General features: G+C 62.5%; 14 protein-coding genes and 1 pseudogene. 5 read left to right on the plus strand and 10 right to left on the minus strand.

All coding sequences use genetic code 11. From position 1 onward, the window contains the following. Window positions 1-81: 81 nt before the first annotated feature. Window positions 82-1,266: a GGDEF domain-containing protein gene (locus AC07P1_RS17620; RefSeq protein ID WP_494697040.1), complete on the minus strand. Its 1,185-nt coding sequence runs from the start codon at window positions 1,264-1,266 to the stop codon at window positions 82-84. A gap of 13 nt (window positions 1,267-1,279) precedes the next feature. Continuing rightward, window positions 1,280-1,555 carry a hypothetical protein gene (locus AC07P1_RS17625; protein WP_315218359.1) on the minus strand — a complete coding sequence of 92 codons (276 nt, stop codon included), beginning with the start codon at window positions 1,553-1,555 and terminating at the stop codon, window positions 1,280-1,282. A 188-nt stretch (window positions 1,556-1,743) separates the two neighbouring features. On the opposite strand from AC07P1_RS17625, the gene AC07P1_RS17630 reads away from it, so the two are divergent. Then, entirely contained in the window at window positions 1,744-2,493 is a 750-nt protein-coding gene (locus AC07P1_RS17630; protein WP_494697041.1) for a spermine/spermidine synthase domain-containing protein, read from the plus strand. A gap of 143 nt (window positions 2,494-2,636) precedes the next feature. Here the strand turns inward: AC07P1_RS17630 and AC07P1_RS17635 are convergent, their stop codons facing one another. Beyond that, entirely contained in the window at window positions 2,637-3,812 is a 1,176-nt protein-coding gene (locus tag AC07P1_RS17635; RefSeq protein WP_494697042.1) for a LacI family DNA-binding transcriptional regulator, read from the minus strand. Between the two features lie 151 nt (window positions 3,813-3,963). Here AC07P1_RS17635 and gudD point away from each other — a divergent pair, with 151 nt between their 5' ends. The 3 genes and pseudogenes from gudD to AC07P1_RS17650 all read left to right on the plus strand — a co-directional run. After that, window positions 3,964-5,319, plus strand: coding sequence for a glucarate dehydratase (gene gudD, locus AC07P1_RS17640; RefSeq protein WP_494697043.1), 1,356 nt, complete (start codon window positions 3,964-3,966; stop codon window positions 5,317-5,319). After that, on the plus strand, window positions 5,319-8,264 hold the full coding sequence (locus tag AC07P1_RS17645) for a glycosyl hydrolase 115 family protein (protein ID WP_494697044.1): 2,946 nt from the start codon (window positions 5,319-5,321) through the stop codon (window positions 8,262-8,264). Before gudD ends, AC07P1_RS17645 begins: the two co-directional genes overlap by 1 nt. A gap of 60 nt (window positions 8,265-8,324) precedes the next feature. Beyond that, window positions 8,325-8,755, plus strand: a pseudogene (locus AC07P1_RS17650) (enolase C-terminal domain-like protein); the annotation flags it as partial. A gap of 292 nt (window positions 8,756-9,047) precedes the next feature. Here AC07P1_RS17650 and AC07P1_RS17655 read toward each other — a convergent pair. From AC07P1_RS17655 to AC07P1_RS17675, 5 genes are all read right to left on the minus strand, one after another. Beyond that, the gene (locus tag AC07P1_RS17655) at window positions 9,048-9,569 is read right to left on the minus strand and encodes a GNAT family N-acetyltransferase (RefSeq protein ID WP_494697045.1); all 522 of its coding nucleotides are present in this window, start codon (window positions 9,567-9,569) and stop codon (window positions 9,048-9,050) included. Window positions 9,570-9,667: 98 nt separating this feature from the next. Then, a complete protein-coding gene (locus AC07P1_RS17660; RefSeq protein WP_494697046.1) occupies window positions 9,668-9,982 on the minus strand; it encodes a hypothetical protein in 315 nt (104 codons plus the stop codon). A gap of 62 nt (window positions 9,983-10,044) precedes the next feature. Continuing rightward, window positions 10,045-10,431: an SMI1/KNR4 family protein gene (locus AC07P1_RS17665; protein WP_494697047.1), complete on the minus strand. Its 387-nt coding sequence runs from the start codon at window positions 10,429-10,431 to the stop codon at window positions 10,045-10,047. Between the two features lie 125 nt (window positions 10,432-10,556). Next, a complete protein-coding gene (locus AC07P1_RS17670; protein WP_494697048.1) occupies window positions 10,557-11,096 on the minus strand; it encodes a YybH family protein in 540 nt (179 codons plus the stop codon). A gap of 342 nt (window positions 11,097-11,438) precedes the next feature. Then, window positions 11,439-12,839 (minus strand): aminotransferase-like domain-containing protein, encoded by a 1,401-nt coding sequence (locus AC07P1_RS17675; protein WP_494697049.1) that lies wholly within the window; start codon window positions 12,837-12,839, stop codon window positions 11,439-11,441. A gap of 77 nt (window positions 12,840-12,916) precedes the next feature. Between AC07P1_RS17675 and AC07P1_RS17680 the strand changes: the two genes are divergently transcribed. Then, a complete protein-coding gene (locus tag AC07P1_RS17680; RefSeq protein ID WP_494697050.1) occupies window positions 12,917-13,150 on the plus strand; it encodes a hypothetical protein in 234 nt (77 codons plus the stop codon). A gap of 167 nt (window positions 13,151-13,317) precedes the next feature. Here the strand turns inward: AC07P1_RS17680 and AC07P1_RS17685 are convergent, their stop codons facing one another. Together AC07P1_RS17685 and AC07P1_RS17690 are read right to left on the minus strand one after the other, a co-directional pair. Further along, window positions 13,318-13,800: an acyl-CoA thioesterase gene (locus AC07P1_RS17685; RefSeq protein ID WP_315218351.1), complete on the minus strand. Its 483-nt coding sequence runs from the start codon at window positions 13,798-13,800 to the stop codon at window positions 13,318-13,320. A gap of 173 nt (window positions 13,801-13,973) precedes the next feature. Continuing rightward, window positions 13,974-17,459, minus strand: a complete 3,486-nt coding sequence (locus AC07P1_RS17690) for a response regulator (RefSeq protein ID WP_494697051.1) — start codon at window positions 17,457-17,459, stop codon at window positions 13,974-13,976. Window positions 17,460-17,497 lie beyond the last annotated feature (38 nt).

A 17,497-nucleotide genomic window follows, 5' to 3' on the forward strand; every position in this document is an offset into this window, starting at 1 on the left:
ATTATGACAGCGTGATGACGCCCATGCTCGCGCACGCCACGCGCACGCCATGAAACGCGCGCCAAACATGTCTGTGCGGGCCTACGCCTCCAGCGCGCCGGCGGGCGACTGCGCCTCGGCCACCCGGTTACGGCCGGACGCCTTGGCCTCGCGCAGCGCTTCGTCGGCGCGCTTGAACAGGCTCACGGCACTGTCGTCGGCGCGGATGGTGGTCACGCCCAGGCTGGCCGTCATGTTGATGACGGCTTTTTCCGCCTTCACCGGCAGCAGGGCGATGGCGTTGCGGATACGCTCTGCCACCATCATGGCGTCGTCCTGGGTGGTGCGCGGCAGCTGGATGGCGAACTCGCCGCCGCCCAGGCGGCCCATCAAATCGCTGTCGCGCAGCTGTTTTTTGCAGACATCGACCATCGCCACCAGCACCATGTCGCCCACGGCGTGGCCGTAATCGTCGTTGATGCGCTTGAAATGGTCCAGATTGAGGATGATCATCGCCGTCGGCAGGCCCGGGCGGCGCGCCAGCGCCATCCACGGCGTCAGCGCCTGGTAGAAGCCGCGCCGGTTCGGCACGTCGGTCAGCGCGTCGAGCACCTCCAGCCGCGCCAGTTCGCCGTCGAGGCGCTCGTGCGCCAGCAGCAGGTAGCCGAAAGCGTTGCTTAGCATCATCAAATACAGGGCGGCGATGCCGACGCCCTGGATCAGCGCCGGACTCACCCAGCCCCAGCCTTCGGGCAGCGCCAGCGACAGCAAGCCGCGCGCCACCACGGCCAGCGCCAGCACCAGCATGGCCACCACCAGATAGCGGCGCAGCATGGTGCCGGCCGACCAGCCGCGTCCCAGCGCGGCCGCGCCGGCGACGAAGAAGAAGCCCATGACGACCGAGGTGATGGCGATGCGCTCGGGCGCCGGCTTGTCGAGCAGCCAGGCGCTGACGAAGATCGTGATCGCCGCCACCAGCACCGGCACCAGATAGCGGCGCCACACGCGCCGGCCGGCCTGCTCCCACAGGGCGGAGGCGTCCAGCGCGAAGCCGGTGAACAGCAAGGCGTTGGCGAAGGGGATCGTCAGGAAGTCGGGCAAGGTGCCGCGCAGGTACAGCAGGGTCCAGGCCACGGCCTGGAACAGCTTGGCCCGGGACCAGGTGGCGGTGCGCGCGGGGCCGGCAGCGGCACCGCTGGTGCTCTGCTGCTGCTCAAAAAAGAACAGCGCCGCGCACAGGCTCAGATTGCCCAGCGCCAGCGCCAGTACCAGGGTTTTTATATCCATGACCGGGGGCTGGTCAGACCTCGTGCTCGACGTTGGTGCTGCCGTCGCCCATTTTGCTGGCCCATGCCTGGGTGAAGTACACTTTTTCGTCCTCGGTCGGCGCGTCGTGCCAGAACACGATCAGCGTGCCCTTGTGGTCGTGCAGCTGGCTGACCTTCTCGATGAAAGTCTGCTTGCCGGCCACGTCAGCCAGTGCGACGACGTAACCGTAGACCCGGGTCAGGCGCTCGATGCGGTCCGGTTCGGTCAAGCTGTTGGTGGCGGTAAGCGTAGGGTGATCTAAAAACATCGTCTCTCTCCAAGATGGCAGCCAGGGGGCTGCCGGGGCTAACGTCAATGTACCTATTATTTTTCCGTCTGTAAATGCAAGCATGGCGGCCGCGACCGCCTGTGACACAATCGCGCCGCTTTTAGCCCTTGTCGCCGGACCGGCATGCTACTATAAATCGCCCATGTAAATCCACAAGACAACAAATCTTGACGCCACCTCCCCTTCGTCCCCTGGTCCACACGCGCGGCGACAAGCGCTCGCTTGAATTCGAACCGGGCATGATCCAAAGTGAGATGCGGCTGTCGCGCCCGGACGACCTGATCCTCGGCTACGCGCGCGCGATGATGTGCTTTGTGCTGTTTCATCCACGGCCCGAGCACATCGTCATGGTCGGGCTCGGTGGCGGGTCGCTGGCCAAGTTCTGCTACCGCTACCTGCCGCACAGCCGCATCACCGTGCTCGAGTTGCGCGCCGACGTCATCGCCCTGCGCGAGCAATTCGCCATCCCGCGCGACAATGCGCGCTTTCGCGTGGTCGAAGCGGATGCCGCGTTGTACATGCGGCAGTTGCGCGGCGCGGTCGACGTGCTGCTGGTCGACGGCTTCGACGCCGCCGGCCTGCCGCCGGAATTGGGCAGCGCGGCGTTTTACGCCGATTGCCGCCGCGCGCTGCGGCCCGGCGGCGTACTGGTGGCAAATATATTCAGCTATGACCCGCACTATGGCGCGATGTTGCGGCGGCTGCGGCACGCTTTCCAGGGGCGGATTTGCTGGTTTCGCGGCATTGCGGGGAATAACCGGATTCTATTCGCGGTCAAAGGTGGCGCGCCGTCGCCGGCGCTGGCGATGCAGCAGAAGGTGGCGCGCAGCCATGGGCTGGCGCTGCCGGTGCTGAACCGGTTGCTGGCGCATTGGACGGTGTTCAAGCTTAGGTGGGACGGCCGCCGAAGGGAATGAACCATGTCCATCGACATGAACAACTTCTAAAACACGTAGGGCGGATTAGGCGGCACGCCGTAATCCGCCAATGCACGCGCCGTCGAAACGCACCAAAATGTATCGAGGTCCGCATCCGGGATACGCGTCCATCGCGGGCAAATTTACGTACTACCGCGCTGAATCAACTCGAACCCCGTATCGAACACGCGCGACGCTGCCGCCTGGTCCCCGCCCACGCCATCGATGCGGTCAAGTATCGCCTGCGCCGCCACCAGCCCGATATTGCGCCCGTCCACCCGCACCGTCGACAACGGCGGATGCGTATGCGCGGCAAAATTCAAATCGCCGAAGCCGATCACCGCCAGTTGCTCCGGCACCTTCAAACCACGGCTCATCGCCTCGATCATCAAGCCGTGCGCCAGGGTGTCCGAACTGCAGTAGACAGCGTCGATGTCCGGCGCCAGCGCCAGCAGCCGCGTCAACCCCTCGCGCCCCGCCTGCATGGTGGTCGGCGGCGGCATCGTCTGCACCGCCGCCACGGCGATCCCCATTCTAGCGAGCTCGGCCTGCAAACCCTGGTTGCGCCGCTCGGCGCGCGGATCGTCCGCGGACAGCACGGCGATGCGCCGGTAGCCGTGCTCGACCAGATGCCGCGCCAGCGCGTGGCCGACGCCCTCGTGCGAGAAACCAACCACCATGTCGATCGGCGACGGCGACATGTCCCACGCCTCGACCACCGGTATCCGGGCCAGTTGCAGGCGCCGCCGGGTGATATCGGTGTGCAGCGTACCGGTCAGCATGACGCCGTCCGGACGCCGGCTCAGAATGGTCTCGACCAGCACCTCTTCACGCCAGGCCTCGTAGCGCGACAAGCCCAGCAGCACCTGGTAGCCGGCCTGCGTCAGCCGGTCGCTGGCCGCCTCCACCATGTCGGCGAAGATCGGCGTGGCGATGGTCGGCAGCACCAGCGAAATGAGCTTGCTGCGGTTCGACGCCAGCGCGCCGGCCATCATGTTCTTCACATAACCGGTCTGCTGCACCGCCTCCTGCACCTTGGCCACCGTGTTCGGGCGGACCAGATGCGGCTGGTTGAGCGCACGCGACACCGTGATCGGCGACACCCCGGCCACCTTGGCGACATCGATCAGGGTCGCACCGCTGACGCTCAGGTCGGCGGTGGGCGTATGCAACACCCGCAGATCGTTCTTATCGGCGTTTTTGGCGGCAACCTTGGCTGTCGCGCCTGGCGCGGCGTTTTTGCCGCTGGCTTTAGCGGCGCCCTTAGCGGCGGGCTTGGCCTTCTTCACGGCGGGCTTGGTGGTTTTTTTGTTATCCATAACACCGGATTATACAGTAGCGCATCATTTTCAATCATTACCGCGAGCTTAAAAGTCAATCCGATGAGCAAATTTGTGTTGAATTTTCCAAGGGCGGCCGGTATGATCGAATGATAGCGCAATCATTAGCACGCACCGACCAGGAATCACAATGCCACAACAACCTAAACCCTCTTCCCTCGACACTCCGCGCGTGGTCGCCATGCGCGTCATCCCGGTCGCCGGCCGCGACAGCATGCTGCTCAACCTGAGCGGCGCCCACGGCCCCTACTTCACGCGCAACCTGCTGATCCTGACCGACAGCGCCGGCCGCACCGGCGTCGGCGAGGTGCCCGGCGGCGAGGCGATCCGCCAGACGCTGGAGGACGCGCGCGAGCTGGTGGTCGGCCGCGCGCTGGGCGACTACAACGCCGTGCTGAACCACGCGCGCCGGGCCTTCGCCGACCGCGACGCCGGCGGCCGTGGCCTGCAGACCTTCGACCTGCGCGTGGCGATCCACGCCATCACCGCGCTGGAGGCGGCGCTGCTCGATTTGCTGGGCCAGTTCCTTAACGTCCCGGTCGCCGCCCTGCTTGGCGACGGCCAGCAACGCGACGCCGTCGAAATGCTCGGCTACCTGTTCTACATCGGCGACCGCAGGGCCACCGACCTGCCCTACGCCGACACGCCGGCCGACGCCGCCGACGATTGGCTGCGCCTGCGCACCGAGGCGGCGCTGACGCCGGAGGCGGTGGTCCGCCTGGCCGAGGCGGCGTACCAGCGCTACGGCTTCAACGACTTCAAGCTCAAGGGCGGCGTATTCAGGGGCGAGGAGGAAATCGAAGCGGTCACCGCGCTGGCCGAACGCTTCCCGGAGGCGCGCATCACGCTCGACCCCAACGGCGGCTGGCTGCTCAAGGACGCGATCCGCCTGTGCCGCGACCAGCACGACGTGCTGGCCTACGCGGAAGATCCGTGCGGCGCCGAGAACGGCTACTCCGGCCGCGAAGTGATGGCCGAGTTCCGCCGCGCCACCGGCCTGCTGACCGCCACCAACATGATCGCCACCGACTGGCGCGAGCTGGGCCACGCGATCCAGCTGCAATCGGTCGACATTCCGCTGGCCGATCCGCATTTCTGGACCATGCAGGGTTCGGTGCGGGTGGCGCAGATGTGCCACGAATGGGGCCTGACGTGGGGTTCGCACTCGAACAACCACTTCGACGTCTCGCTGGCGATGTTCACCCACGTGGCCGCCGCCGCGCCGGGCAGAATCACCGCCATCGACACCCACTGGATCTGGCAGGACGGCCAGCACCTGACCCGCGATCCGTTGAAGATCGAGGGCGGCATGGTCAAGGTGCCGGCCAAGCCGGGCCTGGGCGTCGAGCTGGACATGGAGGCCGTCGAGGCCGCGCACCAGCTCTACCTCGGCATGGGCCTGGGCGCGCGCGACGACGGCGTGGCGATGCAGTACTTGATCCCCGGCTGGAAGTTCAATAACAAGATGCCTTGCATGCTGCGGTGATGTTGCCGACTACTCGCACGGCGACCCGAGGCCGCACCGTCAACCTTGCCCGGCTTACCCGGCTGCTTGCGGCGTTGGCTTGGCTGGTGGCCGCAAACACGGCCCATGCGCTCGGCACAGCCCGCTTTGTACAGCTGGACGGCGGCGACGGCGTGGTCGTTGCAGCCAAAGGGCGCGCGGCGCCGCTGCTGGTGTCGCCCGGCGATTTCGCCGGCGTGCTGCGGGCGGCGCGCGATGTGCAACGTGATATTGGCAAGGTCAGCGGCGCCACCCCGGCCTGGCGCACGGACACCGTGACCATGGCGGACGACATCATCATCGCGGGCACGCTGGGCCGGCACCCGGTGATCGACCGGTTGGCAAAGGACGGAAAAATCGATGTAACGAACCTTTCCGGACAATGGGAAGGTTTTCTGATCCAGGCTGTCGTCGATCCTATGCCCGGCGTGAAGCGCGCGCTGGTCATTGCGGGCAGCGACAAACGCGGCACGATCTTTGGTCTGTATACGCTGTCCGAACAGATCGGCGTCTCGCCGTGGCACTGGTGGGCCGATGTGCCGACGCCCCGCCACCGCTCGCTCACCATTCCGCTCGCCACGCGCGTTGCGGAGAAGCCCGTCGTGCAATACCGCGGCATTTTCCTGAACGACGAAGCGCCGGCGCTCACCAACTGGGCAAAGGAACGTTTCGGCGGCTTCAACCGGCAGTTTTACGAGAAACTGTTTGAACTGATGCTACGCATGCGGGCGAATTACCTCTGGCCCGCGATGTGGTACTCGTCTTTCTATGACGACGACAAAGGCAATGGCGAGCTGGCTGACACGATGGGAATTGTCATGGGCACATCGCACCATGAGCCGATGATGCGAGCCCAGCAGGAATGGCACCGCTATGGCAAAGGCCCGTGGGACTATCAGCGAAACGGCGACACGCTACGCGAGTTCTGGGCCGGCGGCTTGCGCAACACGCGGAACTACGAAAGCGTCATCACGATGGCCATGCGTGGCGACGGCGACGAACCAATGTCCGAGAGCGCGAACGTCGGGCTGCTCGAACGCATTGTGGCGGACCAGCGCGACCTGATCCGAAAAGAATGGCAGCGCGAGCCCGAGACCGTTCCGCAATTGTGGGCGCTGTACAAGGAAGTACAGGACTACTATGAAAAAGGCATGCGCGTGCCGGACGACATGCTGCTGCTCTGGTGCGACGACAACTGGGGCAATATCCGCCGGTTGCCGACGGCCGAGGAGCGCCAGCGGCGCGGCGGAGCCGGGGTGTACTATCACTTCGACTACGTCGGCGTGCCCCGCTCCTACAAGTGGCTGAACGTGACCCAGGTCGGCAAGGTGTGGGAGCAGATGAACCTGGCGAACGAATATGGTGCGAACCGGATGTGGATCGTCAACGTGGGCGACCTCAAGCCGATGGAAGTGCCGACCGAATTTTTCCTCTCCTATGCATGGGATCCGGCGGCTTGGCCCGCCGAGCGCCTTCCGGACTACCTGCGCCAGTGGGCCGCCCGCGAATTCGGGGAGCGGCATGCGCACCAGATTGCCGACATCGTCGACAAATACACCCGCTACAACGCGCGCCGCCGGCCTGAACAGCTGGCCCCGGACACCTACAGCCTCGTGAACTACGACGAGGCCGAACGCGTGGTTGCCGACTACACCGCATTGGCGGACCAAGCACAACGCATAGCCAAGATGCTGCCCAAGGCCATGCGCGACGCCTACTTCCAGCTCGTGGAGTACCCGGTGCGGGCCTCCGCCAACGCGGTGGATCTCTATGTATCCGCCGGTCGCAACCAGCTCTACGCGCGCCAGGGACGGGGCAGCACCAACGACATGGCGGCGCGGGTGCGCCGGCTGTTCCGGCACGACGCCGAACTGGCGCGCCAGTACCAGCGTGGCATCAGCGCGGGCAAGTGGAATCACATGATGTCGCAGACGCGTTTCGGCTACACGAACTGGGACCAGCCTTACCGCGACGTGATGCCGGCCGTGTCCGAGCTGCGCATTCCCGAACCGGGCCAGCTGGCGGCGCCGAACGGCATTCACCCGTCAGACAGAATGGGCGTGGCGGTCGATGGCAACGCCGTCGCATGGCCCGTCTTCCCGATCCGCCAACTGGTGCTGCCGGCGCTCGACCGCTACGAACGCAGGCCCCGCCATATCGAGCTGTTCAACCGGAGCGGCGCACCGTTCGATTACACGATCATCGCCAGCCAGCCGTGGCTCCAGATCAGCCACCCGGCCGGCCGGGTGAACAAGGATCGCCGTATTGCCATCGATGTCGACTGGGATGCCGTGCCGGCCGGCGTGACGGAGGCGGAACTGACCGTACGCGGCCCGGACAAGGCCAATGTGGTTATTAAGGTACCGGTGCATGCGCGCACAAATGCCGTGGAGGGCCACGTCGAGACGGGCGGCGTGATCGCCATCGAGGCCGAACACTACACCCGTGCGCTGGCACCGGTGGGCAGACGGTGGCAGACCATCCCTGGCTATGGCCGGACACTGTCCGGCGTGACGACTATGCCCAGTGCGGCATCGGCCCTTACTGTGCAGGACGGCATGCGCCTCGAGTACGACGTGCATCTGTTCAGTGCGGGCGAGGTGAAACTGCACGTGGTCTTGTCACCGACGCTGAAGTTCCAACCCGGCGCTGGCTTCCGCTACGCGGTGTCGGTCGATGATGGTCCGCCCGAGGAAGTCAACGTGCACGCCGACCAGTCCGAAGATTACTGGCGCCGAATCGTCTCGGACGGCGTGGCGAAGTTCGTCACGACGCACAGGGTTGACCAGCCCGGCAAGCACACGTTGAAGTTCTGGTCGCTCGACCCCGGACTGGTGCTGCAGCGGCTTGTCGTCGACGCGGGAGGATTGCAGCCAAGCTATTTGGGACCACCAGAAAGCCCTCGGATCGTGCGCGCGCAGAAGTAATCCGACGCCCGCCGAGCTTACTCCTGTTTGAGCAGTAATTTGTTCAACGGCGGCGGGCTGCTCAAGGACGCGATCCGCCTATGCCGCGACCAGCACGACGTGCTGGCCTACGCAGAAGATCCGTGCGGCGCCGAGAACGGCTACTCCGACCACGAAGTGATGGCCGAGTTCCGCCGCGCCACCGGCCTGCTAACCGCCACCAATATGATCGCCACCGACTGGCGCGAGCTGAGCCACGCGATCCAGCTGCAATCGATCGACATTCCGCTGGCCGATCCGCATTTCTGGACATGCAGGGGTCGGTGGGGGTGGTGCAGATATGCCATGACTGGGGCCTGACGTGGGGTTCGCACTCGAACAACCACTTCGACGTCTCGCTGGCGATGTTCACCCACGTGGCCCCCGCCACGCCGGGCACGATCACCGCCATCGACACCCACTGGATCTGGCGGGACGGCCAGCACCAGACGGAAAGGAGCCTGCACGTGCTCGCCTATAACTTCAACACTTGATAACGCAGCTTGGGGTCGCTGGCAGAATGGAGACGGTCAGGGCGTATGCCCTTATACTAGCTCTACGACGCGCGTTTGGAGCGCTTGCCTTGCCGGTCCGGCCGCCGAGTCGAGAAAATAAAAACAGCTCCCGTGAAGCCTCGTCAATCCGTAATACGGCAGCAGTCGGGTACAGTTTGGCCGCTCGCAGCTATATTTGAGTTTTTACACAGCCTGGCCCGGATGCTGTCATAGAAACGCGCTGTTCATTTTATTTGAAATGGAATTGAGGCTAAATATCCAGAAAAAGTTTAATGATTTCAATTGAAACTCCTGAACCGCTTCTGGAGAAAATCCCCTCACCTTCCTTACGGAAACCATAGCGCTCATAAAAAGACTGCGCATTACGAGTAGACTCTACACGTACTTTCGACATACCGCCTTCGAACGCCTTGCAAAGAGCAATTTTCATTAGCGAATCACCAATTCCACGCTTTGCTGCAATTCCTCGAACGAACAGCTTAACAATTTCGCCCGAGGCATACTCAACAAACCCAACCAAACTATGACTGTGGTCAGCGATAAATATCCTTTTTTGCGCAATAGCTTCAAGGTATGTCGCTGGCGAACGCCCGTCCATCCACATGGATATTTGCTCCGAGGAGTAATAGCTACGACATAGATTATCAACAGAATCACGGTGAATCAGAAATATTTCTTCAGCATCTTCCTGCTCAGCGACTCTTATAACCAATTCTTCGGCTCCCGTGGAGGCAGCAAGAGGAGCGGTTGTGCGTTGGTCTGGAATCGACATTTTAGAAATAAAATTCTTGTTTATAAAAACCAGCAGATTTCATATCAATTGAACACTGCGGGCCGCCTGCGGAAGTTTCTGCATCTGGCCGTTAAGAGTCATTTTTTAGATATTTTTTTCATTAAAAAAACACCTGCTGCTAACGAAACACAAGCGTAGATTCCCAACAAGAATAGAGGCGCTCCGAACGTTACAATCATCGCAGGAATCATAATCAATGGTTGAACATCAACTCCGTGAACATAACATGGATTGGTTCCTCCTTCGTTGACATCACAATCCAAGGCTCGAGAAATCCAGAACATGACGTATGCCAAAAAAGCCAAAAGTAGCCATGTTAAGAGAATTTTCAAACTAGTCTTCAGTAGCGATAACCAAAGACTCGTACGATGTGAACCTTCATTCTCATTCATGATTAGCCTTGCCAGTCCTACCGCATGAATTTGAACAGCCGCTCTTGGCTGGAAGTCGTCAACTATTCCTGTCCAGGCATCGACGCATACCAGTTAATAACGTATTCCCAAATTTCGGTAACCGAATCTCTTGATTCCTGTATCGTGTCGCCATCGCCAGGGTTCCAGAGGATTGCTTTCCCTGCCGCCCAGTCGAAACCTATCAGATTGCCACAACCGTCATCGCCAACAAGAACAAGCGAGTGAAATTTCTTCGGGAACCAAGCTTCTTCCTTGAGTCGATTCATACCAAGAATATCGCTATCACCATCTGCTGGATACAAGAGTTGGCAATCTGTCGGGCCTCTATATCCATTCGACATGCCATACATTGAGCGCACATCATCAGGTAGGCGCAAGCCAATTGACGCCTCTAATTCGACGACGCTCTCTTTCGTTACTCCAGTCATGTTTGCCTCTACTCCTTTGGGCTCCGTAGGTCTGCTGTTGGCCGGTCTCGGCCGCACTCCAATCGCGCCCCAATCCTTTGCAGCCTTCAGCAGGCGAAAGATGTTGCAATAGCTCCACCAGATTATTAGTATGATGCGGTCGAAGGTGGTGGAGCTGAATTCAGTTCTTGCGACCATACGACTCCCGCGATTTTCCAACCATCGTTTGTGCGCACCATCTGCCAGCTCTCCTTGCCCCAATTTTCCTTATAGCTGCCCCTGACAAAGCTGTAGTCAAACCAGACCTGCCCGACGTCGCCGTCGCTATCGATGCGCACGTTCGATATTGTCTCGTCGATTTTTTCCTTATCTTTCACAATAGCTCCGATGAATTTACGCGGACTGCTGCTGAAGAATTTAAAAGGCCGCGTCATTTCAGGTTTGGGCCGGTTTGCGTATATCCTTTCAATACTGTGGTCAGTGGTGACGCCGGTCCAAGTGATGTCCTCTTTTAAAAACAGTCTTAGAAAGGCTTCCTCATCCTTCTTTGCGATTGCCGAACGGAAGGCTTCGACTACCTGTTCGATTTGCAACGGGACTTTCTGATCCGATACTTGGGCTTCTGCACATTGCGCAGAGACAGCCAATCCGCCGAGAATTAAAAATTTAGCAAATAATTTATTCATTGTTTTCCTGTGGTCCTACGTAGTTTTCTACCCGCATCGCGATTTCCTTCAGACTGCTGGAGGTCCGGTTCTGGCCGGGGAAGCGGCATCTCTTAATGCTGCGGGAGGTATTGGCGTTCATTCATATAAATCTCTCCGCAAATTTCGAGGGCTGCTTTTTTGTCGGACTTGGCATGAGCAGGATACCATCTTGCCCCAACGAAAATCTCACTAATTACCACGTCACCTTCTACATACTTTGGCAACCAGTCAGACGCATTGTAGAGATTCAATCCAGGGGACGCCACCGCGCATAAGCGAGAACTGGGTAGTTCCCGAATGGAGCGTGGTTTCCCTGGACAGCTAAACCACAGCGGCGCTGAACGACTCCGGGCGCCGCGCAAGCAGATGAGACAGCCGCTGAAGACCCGCCTGCAAGCGTCCACGGTCCTTGATGCTACCCAAAGAGATCCGAATCGCATTCACTGATCCGCTGCCTGTTGCGAACGCCTCCGCCGGCGTGACAGCGATGCCCTCGCTGTCGGCTGCACGCGCAAGCTGTGATGAATTCCAATACGCCGGTAACTCGAGCCAAACATGCAGGCCGTCTCCGGCGCCGCTGTACCGCCCCGCCAGAATATCGCGAGCCATCCGGTGGCGCAGGCGCGCCTCCTTGCGTACGCCTTCCATCAATTCGCCAGCCGAACCGTCGAGTATCCACTGGGTGGCCAGCGCGGCCGTCAAAGGAGCGGCCATTAACGCGAACGATCTTAGCGCGACCAGGAAAAGTTCGCGTTCGTGCGGGTCGCGTATGAGCACGAAAGCGACACGCAGGCCGGGCGTCAGGCATTTCGACAGCGTTGAGATGTAGACCACCTGTTCCGGGGCGAACGAGGCAATTGGCGGCGGCGGAGTCTCGGCGAGGAGCCAGTAGGGATCGTCCTCGACGATGCGCACATTGCAGCGCTTCGCGACGCTGGCGAGCTCCTTGCGCCGGCGTTCCGGAATGGTGATCGCGGTCGGGTTCTGCAATGTCGGATTGAGGTAGACCAGCCCGGGCTTGTGCCGGCGGCACGCTTCTTCAAGCATATCAGGCACCATGCCGTGCTGGTCCGCTTCCACCGCGATGATGCGCCGGCCGAATTGGGTCGCGGCGGCACGCAAACCGGGATAAGTCATCGGCTCTGCCAGGATGACATCGCCGGGCTCCGTCAGCGCCAGTATCAATGCTGCGATCGCCGCCTGTGCCCCCGGACAGACGACAAGCTGTCGAGCATCCAGATGTCCAAACATCGGTTCGAGCCATTTGGCGCCAGCCTTGCGGTCGGAGTCGCTTCCCCCTCCCAGGTGGTAAGTCATCAGCAATCCATTGTCTGCCCTCATCAGCACTTGAGACAAACCTTGTTTCATCATGTCGTCGAAGTCCACGCCATCCGGCGGTGGCGGGGTATTCATGCTCAGGTCGAGGATCGAGGTCAATTCGACTTTCGGCGCCGCGACATAGGTGCCTCGGGCGCCGCGTCCCTCCAGCAAGTTGCGGCGTCGGGCTTCGTCGTAGGCGCGCGTGATGGTCGTTAGGTCGACGTCCAGCAGTGCCGCCAACTGGCGCTGCGGAGGTAGGCGGGCACCCGGTTTCAGCGATCCGTCCACCACCGCCGCCTGCAACGCGTCCGCGATCTGCAAAAACCGTGGCCCTTTGTTCCCGGCCAATCGCGGCAACCAGAACGGCAAATGTTCATTTTGTATGGTTTTTACCTGGGACATTTTGTCTCAATGTATGGAAATTGTTTTTAAGTAGTATGCCTCACAATAGATAGCGTCATAGCCTGGAAATACTCAAAATGGTGGATTGGATCCCTGTAGTCTTCGTTGTCTTCAAGTTTCTCGTGCTCGGCACAGGCATGTTCTATGCCATCAAGTGGCATTACGACAAAGGGAAGAAGGCAGAGGAGAAGCGCGCAGTGTTACGGGCAAGCGGCAAGGTGGCCGCAGTCTTCATACTCGTGCTGCTGGGCCTGGGACTTGTCACCTTCGTCCTTATCAGGATGCTCGGTATGGACTTGAACTTCCTGTGATGGCAAGGAGTAGTTGACCGATACAGACTGAAGCGAGAGCTAAGGCTGCATCTAAGCGGCCCGGGCCACCGGCGCCCGCACTACAAAAAGCAGGCGGATGCCGGCGACACGGGGGCCGCCAGCAAGCAAAAGGCGGTCAGCAAGCGACGCATCGCGCGCTTCCGCTATCAGCCCTTGCGCGCGCCGTCGTGCACCATCTGGCGCGATTGTTTGCGCAGCAGCGCCTGCTCCCAGCGCTGCTTCTGCTCTTCCGTCTCAGGCACCAGGGTCGGTACTTCGACCGGCTTGCGGCCGGCGTCGACCGCCACCATCGTGAAGTAGCAGCTGTTGGCGTGGCGCACCAGGCGCTGCTGGATGTTTTCCGTCACCACGCGGATGCCGACTTCCATCGAGGTGCGGCCGGTGTAGTTGATCGAGGCCAGGAACGTCACCAGCTCGCCCACGTGGATCGGCTGCAGGAACATCACCTGGTCGACCGACAAGGTCACCACGTAGCTGCCCGAGTAGCGACTGGCGCAGGCGTAGGCGACGCTATCCAGGTACTTGAGGATGGTGCCGCCGTGGACGTTGCCGGAGAAGTTGGCCATGTCCGGGGTCATCAGCACGGTCATGCTCAGCTCGTGGGCCGACCATGTCATTGGTTTTTCCATTGTTTGCTCCCTAGTTTAGTCATAAAAATCGTTGCGTGCCGCGATGGCCTTAGCATCTGGATTGCGTCTAAACCACGTTGGGCGGATTAGCGAAGCGTAATCCGCCATGGGTGAGCCATCGGCGACGCATGCATGGCCGATTACGGCGTTCCGCCTGATCCGCCCTGCGTGTTTCAGATATTTTTTGCTGGCGCCAACTGGCGCAGCACTTGTTCGATATCGGCGACCAGACCCGGACCGGCGTCCAGCACCAGACCCAGCTGGTCCCAGGCGCGGGCCGGGGCGCCCTCTTTCAACGCCCCCTCCGCCAGCTGCGCCAACGCCGCCATGCGGTCCGCGCCGACCGTTCCGGACAGTCCCTTGAGCGTGTGCAGCACCGGCAATGCCGCCTCGGCATCCCCGGCGTCGCGCGCCTCCCGCAACTGCGCCGCCAACTTGACCGATTCCACCGCGAAGCTGCGCAACGCCATCAGATAGACCGGCTGCAAACCGCCCATGCGCTTGAGCGCGGCGGTGCTGTTCAGGCCCGTCTCGGGCAGCGGCATGGCGCCGCTGTCGGTGGAAGCGGCGCTGACGGCGGCGGGGGCGGCAATAGCGGCGGGAGCGGCGACCGGAACGATAGCATCGCCGGCAGCGGCCGGCGCCACGCCGGCCGGCGCGGCACCGCGTCCCACATGCTTGAGTATCACATCGATCAGTTGCGCCAGATCGAACGGCTTGCCCACGTGGTCGACCATGCCGGCCTCCAGCGCCGCGACACGGTCGGCGGCCATGGCGTTGGCGGTCATGGCGACGATCGGCGGCGCGCCCGCCCCCAGCAGCCGGCGGATCGCCCGCGTCGCCTCGTAGCCATCCATCTCCGGCATCTGGATATCCATCAGGATCAGATCCGGCATCGGCCCGCCGCGCGTGACCGCTTCGATCGCGAACGCGCCGGAACCGACCACCTCCACCCGCGCGCCGTCGTTGCCGAGCAACTCGCTGGCCACCTGCTGGTTGGCCGGATTGTCATCCACCAGCAGCAGCCGCAAGCCGGCCAGCCGCTGCCTGGACGGCACCGACACCAGCGACAGCGGCGCGCGCCGTTCCATGCGCGCGTCGGCCACGGCGTCGAACAGCATCGAGGCGGTGACCGGCTTGACCACGAAACCATCGAGCACCGGCGACAAATCGTCATGCTGCTGCGCCAGCAATTCGCGGTCGTGCGCGGTGACCATGACGATCAGCGGCATCTTGCCCGACGGCGCCAGCTTGCGGATCTGGCAGCTCGTCTCCCAGCCGTCGAGCGTGGGCATGCGCCAGTCGATGAACACCACGTCATAGGCGCGCTGCTGCGCCAACTGTTCGGCCACGGCGGCCAGCGCCTCCTGGCCGCTGGCCGCCAGGTCGGCGTGCCAGCCGAACGAGCCGGCCATTTCGCTCAACACCACGCGCGCGACCGGGTTGTCGTCGACCACCAGACACTTGAGGCCGCGCATCAGCTCGTCGGCCGGTTCCACGCCCTTCTGTACCTCTTGCTCCGGCTGCTGTTCCGCCGCCTCGCATTCGATGGTGAAATCGAACACGCTGCCCTTGCCCGGCGTGCTGTCGACGCCGAGCGTGCCGCCCATCAGCGCCACCAGCCGCTGGCTGATCGCCAGGCCCAGCCCGGTGCCGCCGTAGCGCCGCGCGGTCGAGGCCTCGGCCTGCGAAAAACCGTCGAAGATGTGGCGGCACTGCTCCTCGGAGATGCCGATGCCGGAATCGCGGATCGCAAAACCGATCGACAAGCGCTTGCCGTCGCGCGCGAGCAGCTTGGCCGACAGCACGACCTCGCCGTGCTCGGTGAATTTGATGGCGTTGCCGGCCAGGTTGAGCAGGATTTGCTGCAGCCGCAGGCCGTCGCCGACGATCAGGTCGGGCAGCGCCGGGTCGATGCGGAACAGCACCTCGATATTCTTGCTGCCGACATTGGCCGACAGGATCACCGCCAGGTCGCGCCACAGTTTGTCGAGCCGGAACGGGTGCGGGTCCAGCGCCAGCTTGCCCGCCTCCACCTTGGAAAAGTCGAGGATGTCGTTGAGCAGCCCCAGCAAGGCGCTGGCGGCCGAGTGGGCCTTGGACGTGTAGTCCTGCTGGCGCTCGCTCATTTCGGTTTGCTGCAGCAGTTGCAACATGCCCAGCACGGCGTTCATCGGCGAGCGGATCTCGTGGCTCATGTTGGCGACGAAGTCCGATTTGGCGCGGCCGGCCTGGACCGCCTCCTCCTTGGCCTGCTGCAGCGCCAGGCGCGAGGCGCGCGACTCGGTGCGGTCGGTGCTGCTGCCGACCCAGCTGACGATCGCGCCGTCGGCGTCGCGCTGCGGCAGCGCGTGGTTGTCGAACACGCGCCAGACGCCGTCGCGGCGGCGCATGCGGCAGTCGCAGCGGAATTCCGTGCCTTCGGTGCTGGCGCGCCGCCAGGCCGCCGCCATCGCCGCGATGTCGCCCGGATGGATCACGCTCGACCAGTTGTCGTCGCCCATCATCTGCTCGGGTGGAATGCCGCTGAAGTCCTCCCAGTGGTGGCTGAGGAAATCGACACGCAGGTTCGGCGTGGCGGTCCACACCATCTGCGGCAAGCCTTCCGTCAGCGAGCGCCAGCGCGACTCGGACGCCGTCAGCTGCGTCAGCAAATCCTGCAGCGCCTGCTTGTTCTCGATCAGTTGCTCGACCGACTGGAATTGCTTGCGCAAGCCGAAGCGCATGCTCATCAGCAAGCCGGCGGCCAGGATCAACAGCAGCGAGGCGAAGATGGCGGCGTTGCGCACCTCCTTGCGCCAAGGCGCCAGGAAATCGTCGCTGGCCAGCCCCACCACCACGTACACCGGATAGAGGCCCACCCGCGACACGCTCAAGGTGCGCTCGAGGTTGTCGCGCGGGCTGATGACCGTATAAGTGCCCCGGTCCTCCTTGCCGTCCATGATGCGCTGGGTGATGGCGTTGACCTTGATGGTGGTGCCAAAGAGCATGTCCTCGGCTTCCGGATAGCGGTGCAGCACGCGCTTGCGGTTGTCCAGCAGCACGATGGCGCCGTGCTCGCCGATATTGAGGGCGGCGAACGCCGCCGTCAGGCGCGCGCTGTTGATGAGGACATAGGCGGCGCCGCCGAAGCCGCCGTCCGGCATCGTCAGCGGAAACGCCAGCGGCAACACCCACTCGTCGCTGATGCGCGACCTGGCCGGCGTGCCGATGATAAGCTCCTGCTCGCTTTTGGCGCGCTGGAAGAATTCGCGGATGCTCAGGTCCTGCGGCTTGGCCGGGTCGATCCGCTCGCCGTAGATGACGCGCCCGGCGGCGTCGGCGCCGCGCACGGCGTCGGCCTGCGGGATGCGCTCCTTGAGCGAGCGCAGGTAGGCGCTGAACTTCTCGTTGTCGAAGCGCCCCGCCGCGTGCATGGCCTGGAACTCGACGCCGGCGCGGCGCATGGCCAGGTCCACTTCGAGGAAATGGGAGTTGAGGAATTTCTCCAGGGTGATGGCGAGGTTGCGCGAGGTCTCGTCGGCGGCGGCGTAGTAGCGCAGGCGGCTCTGGTTGAGGACGTGCCCGATACCCAGCAAAACGATCAACAAGACGACGGCGACGGCGGCCACCAGTACGCCAAACAGCTTCCTAAACTTCCGCAGGGTATCGACTCTCATCACGGGATGCGTGCTCTCATTACGCCAGTTGCTCATTT

Source organism: Duganella sp. GW821-FHT07F09 (genome assembly GCF_059418705.1).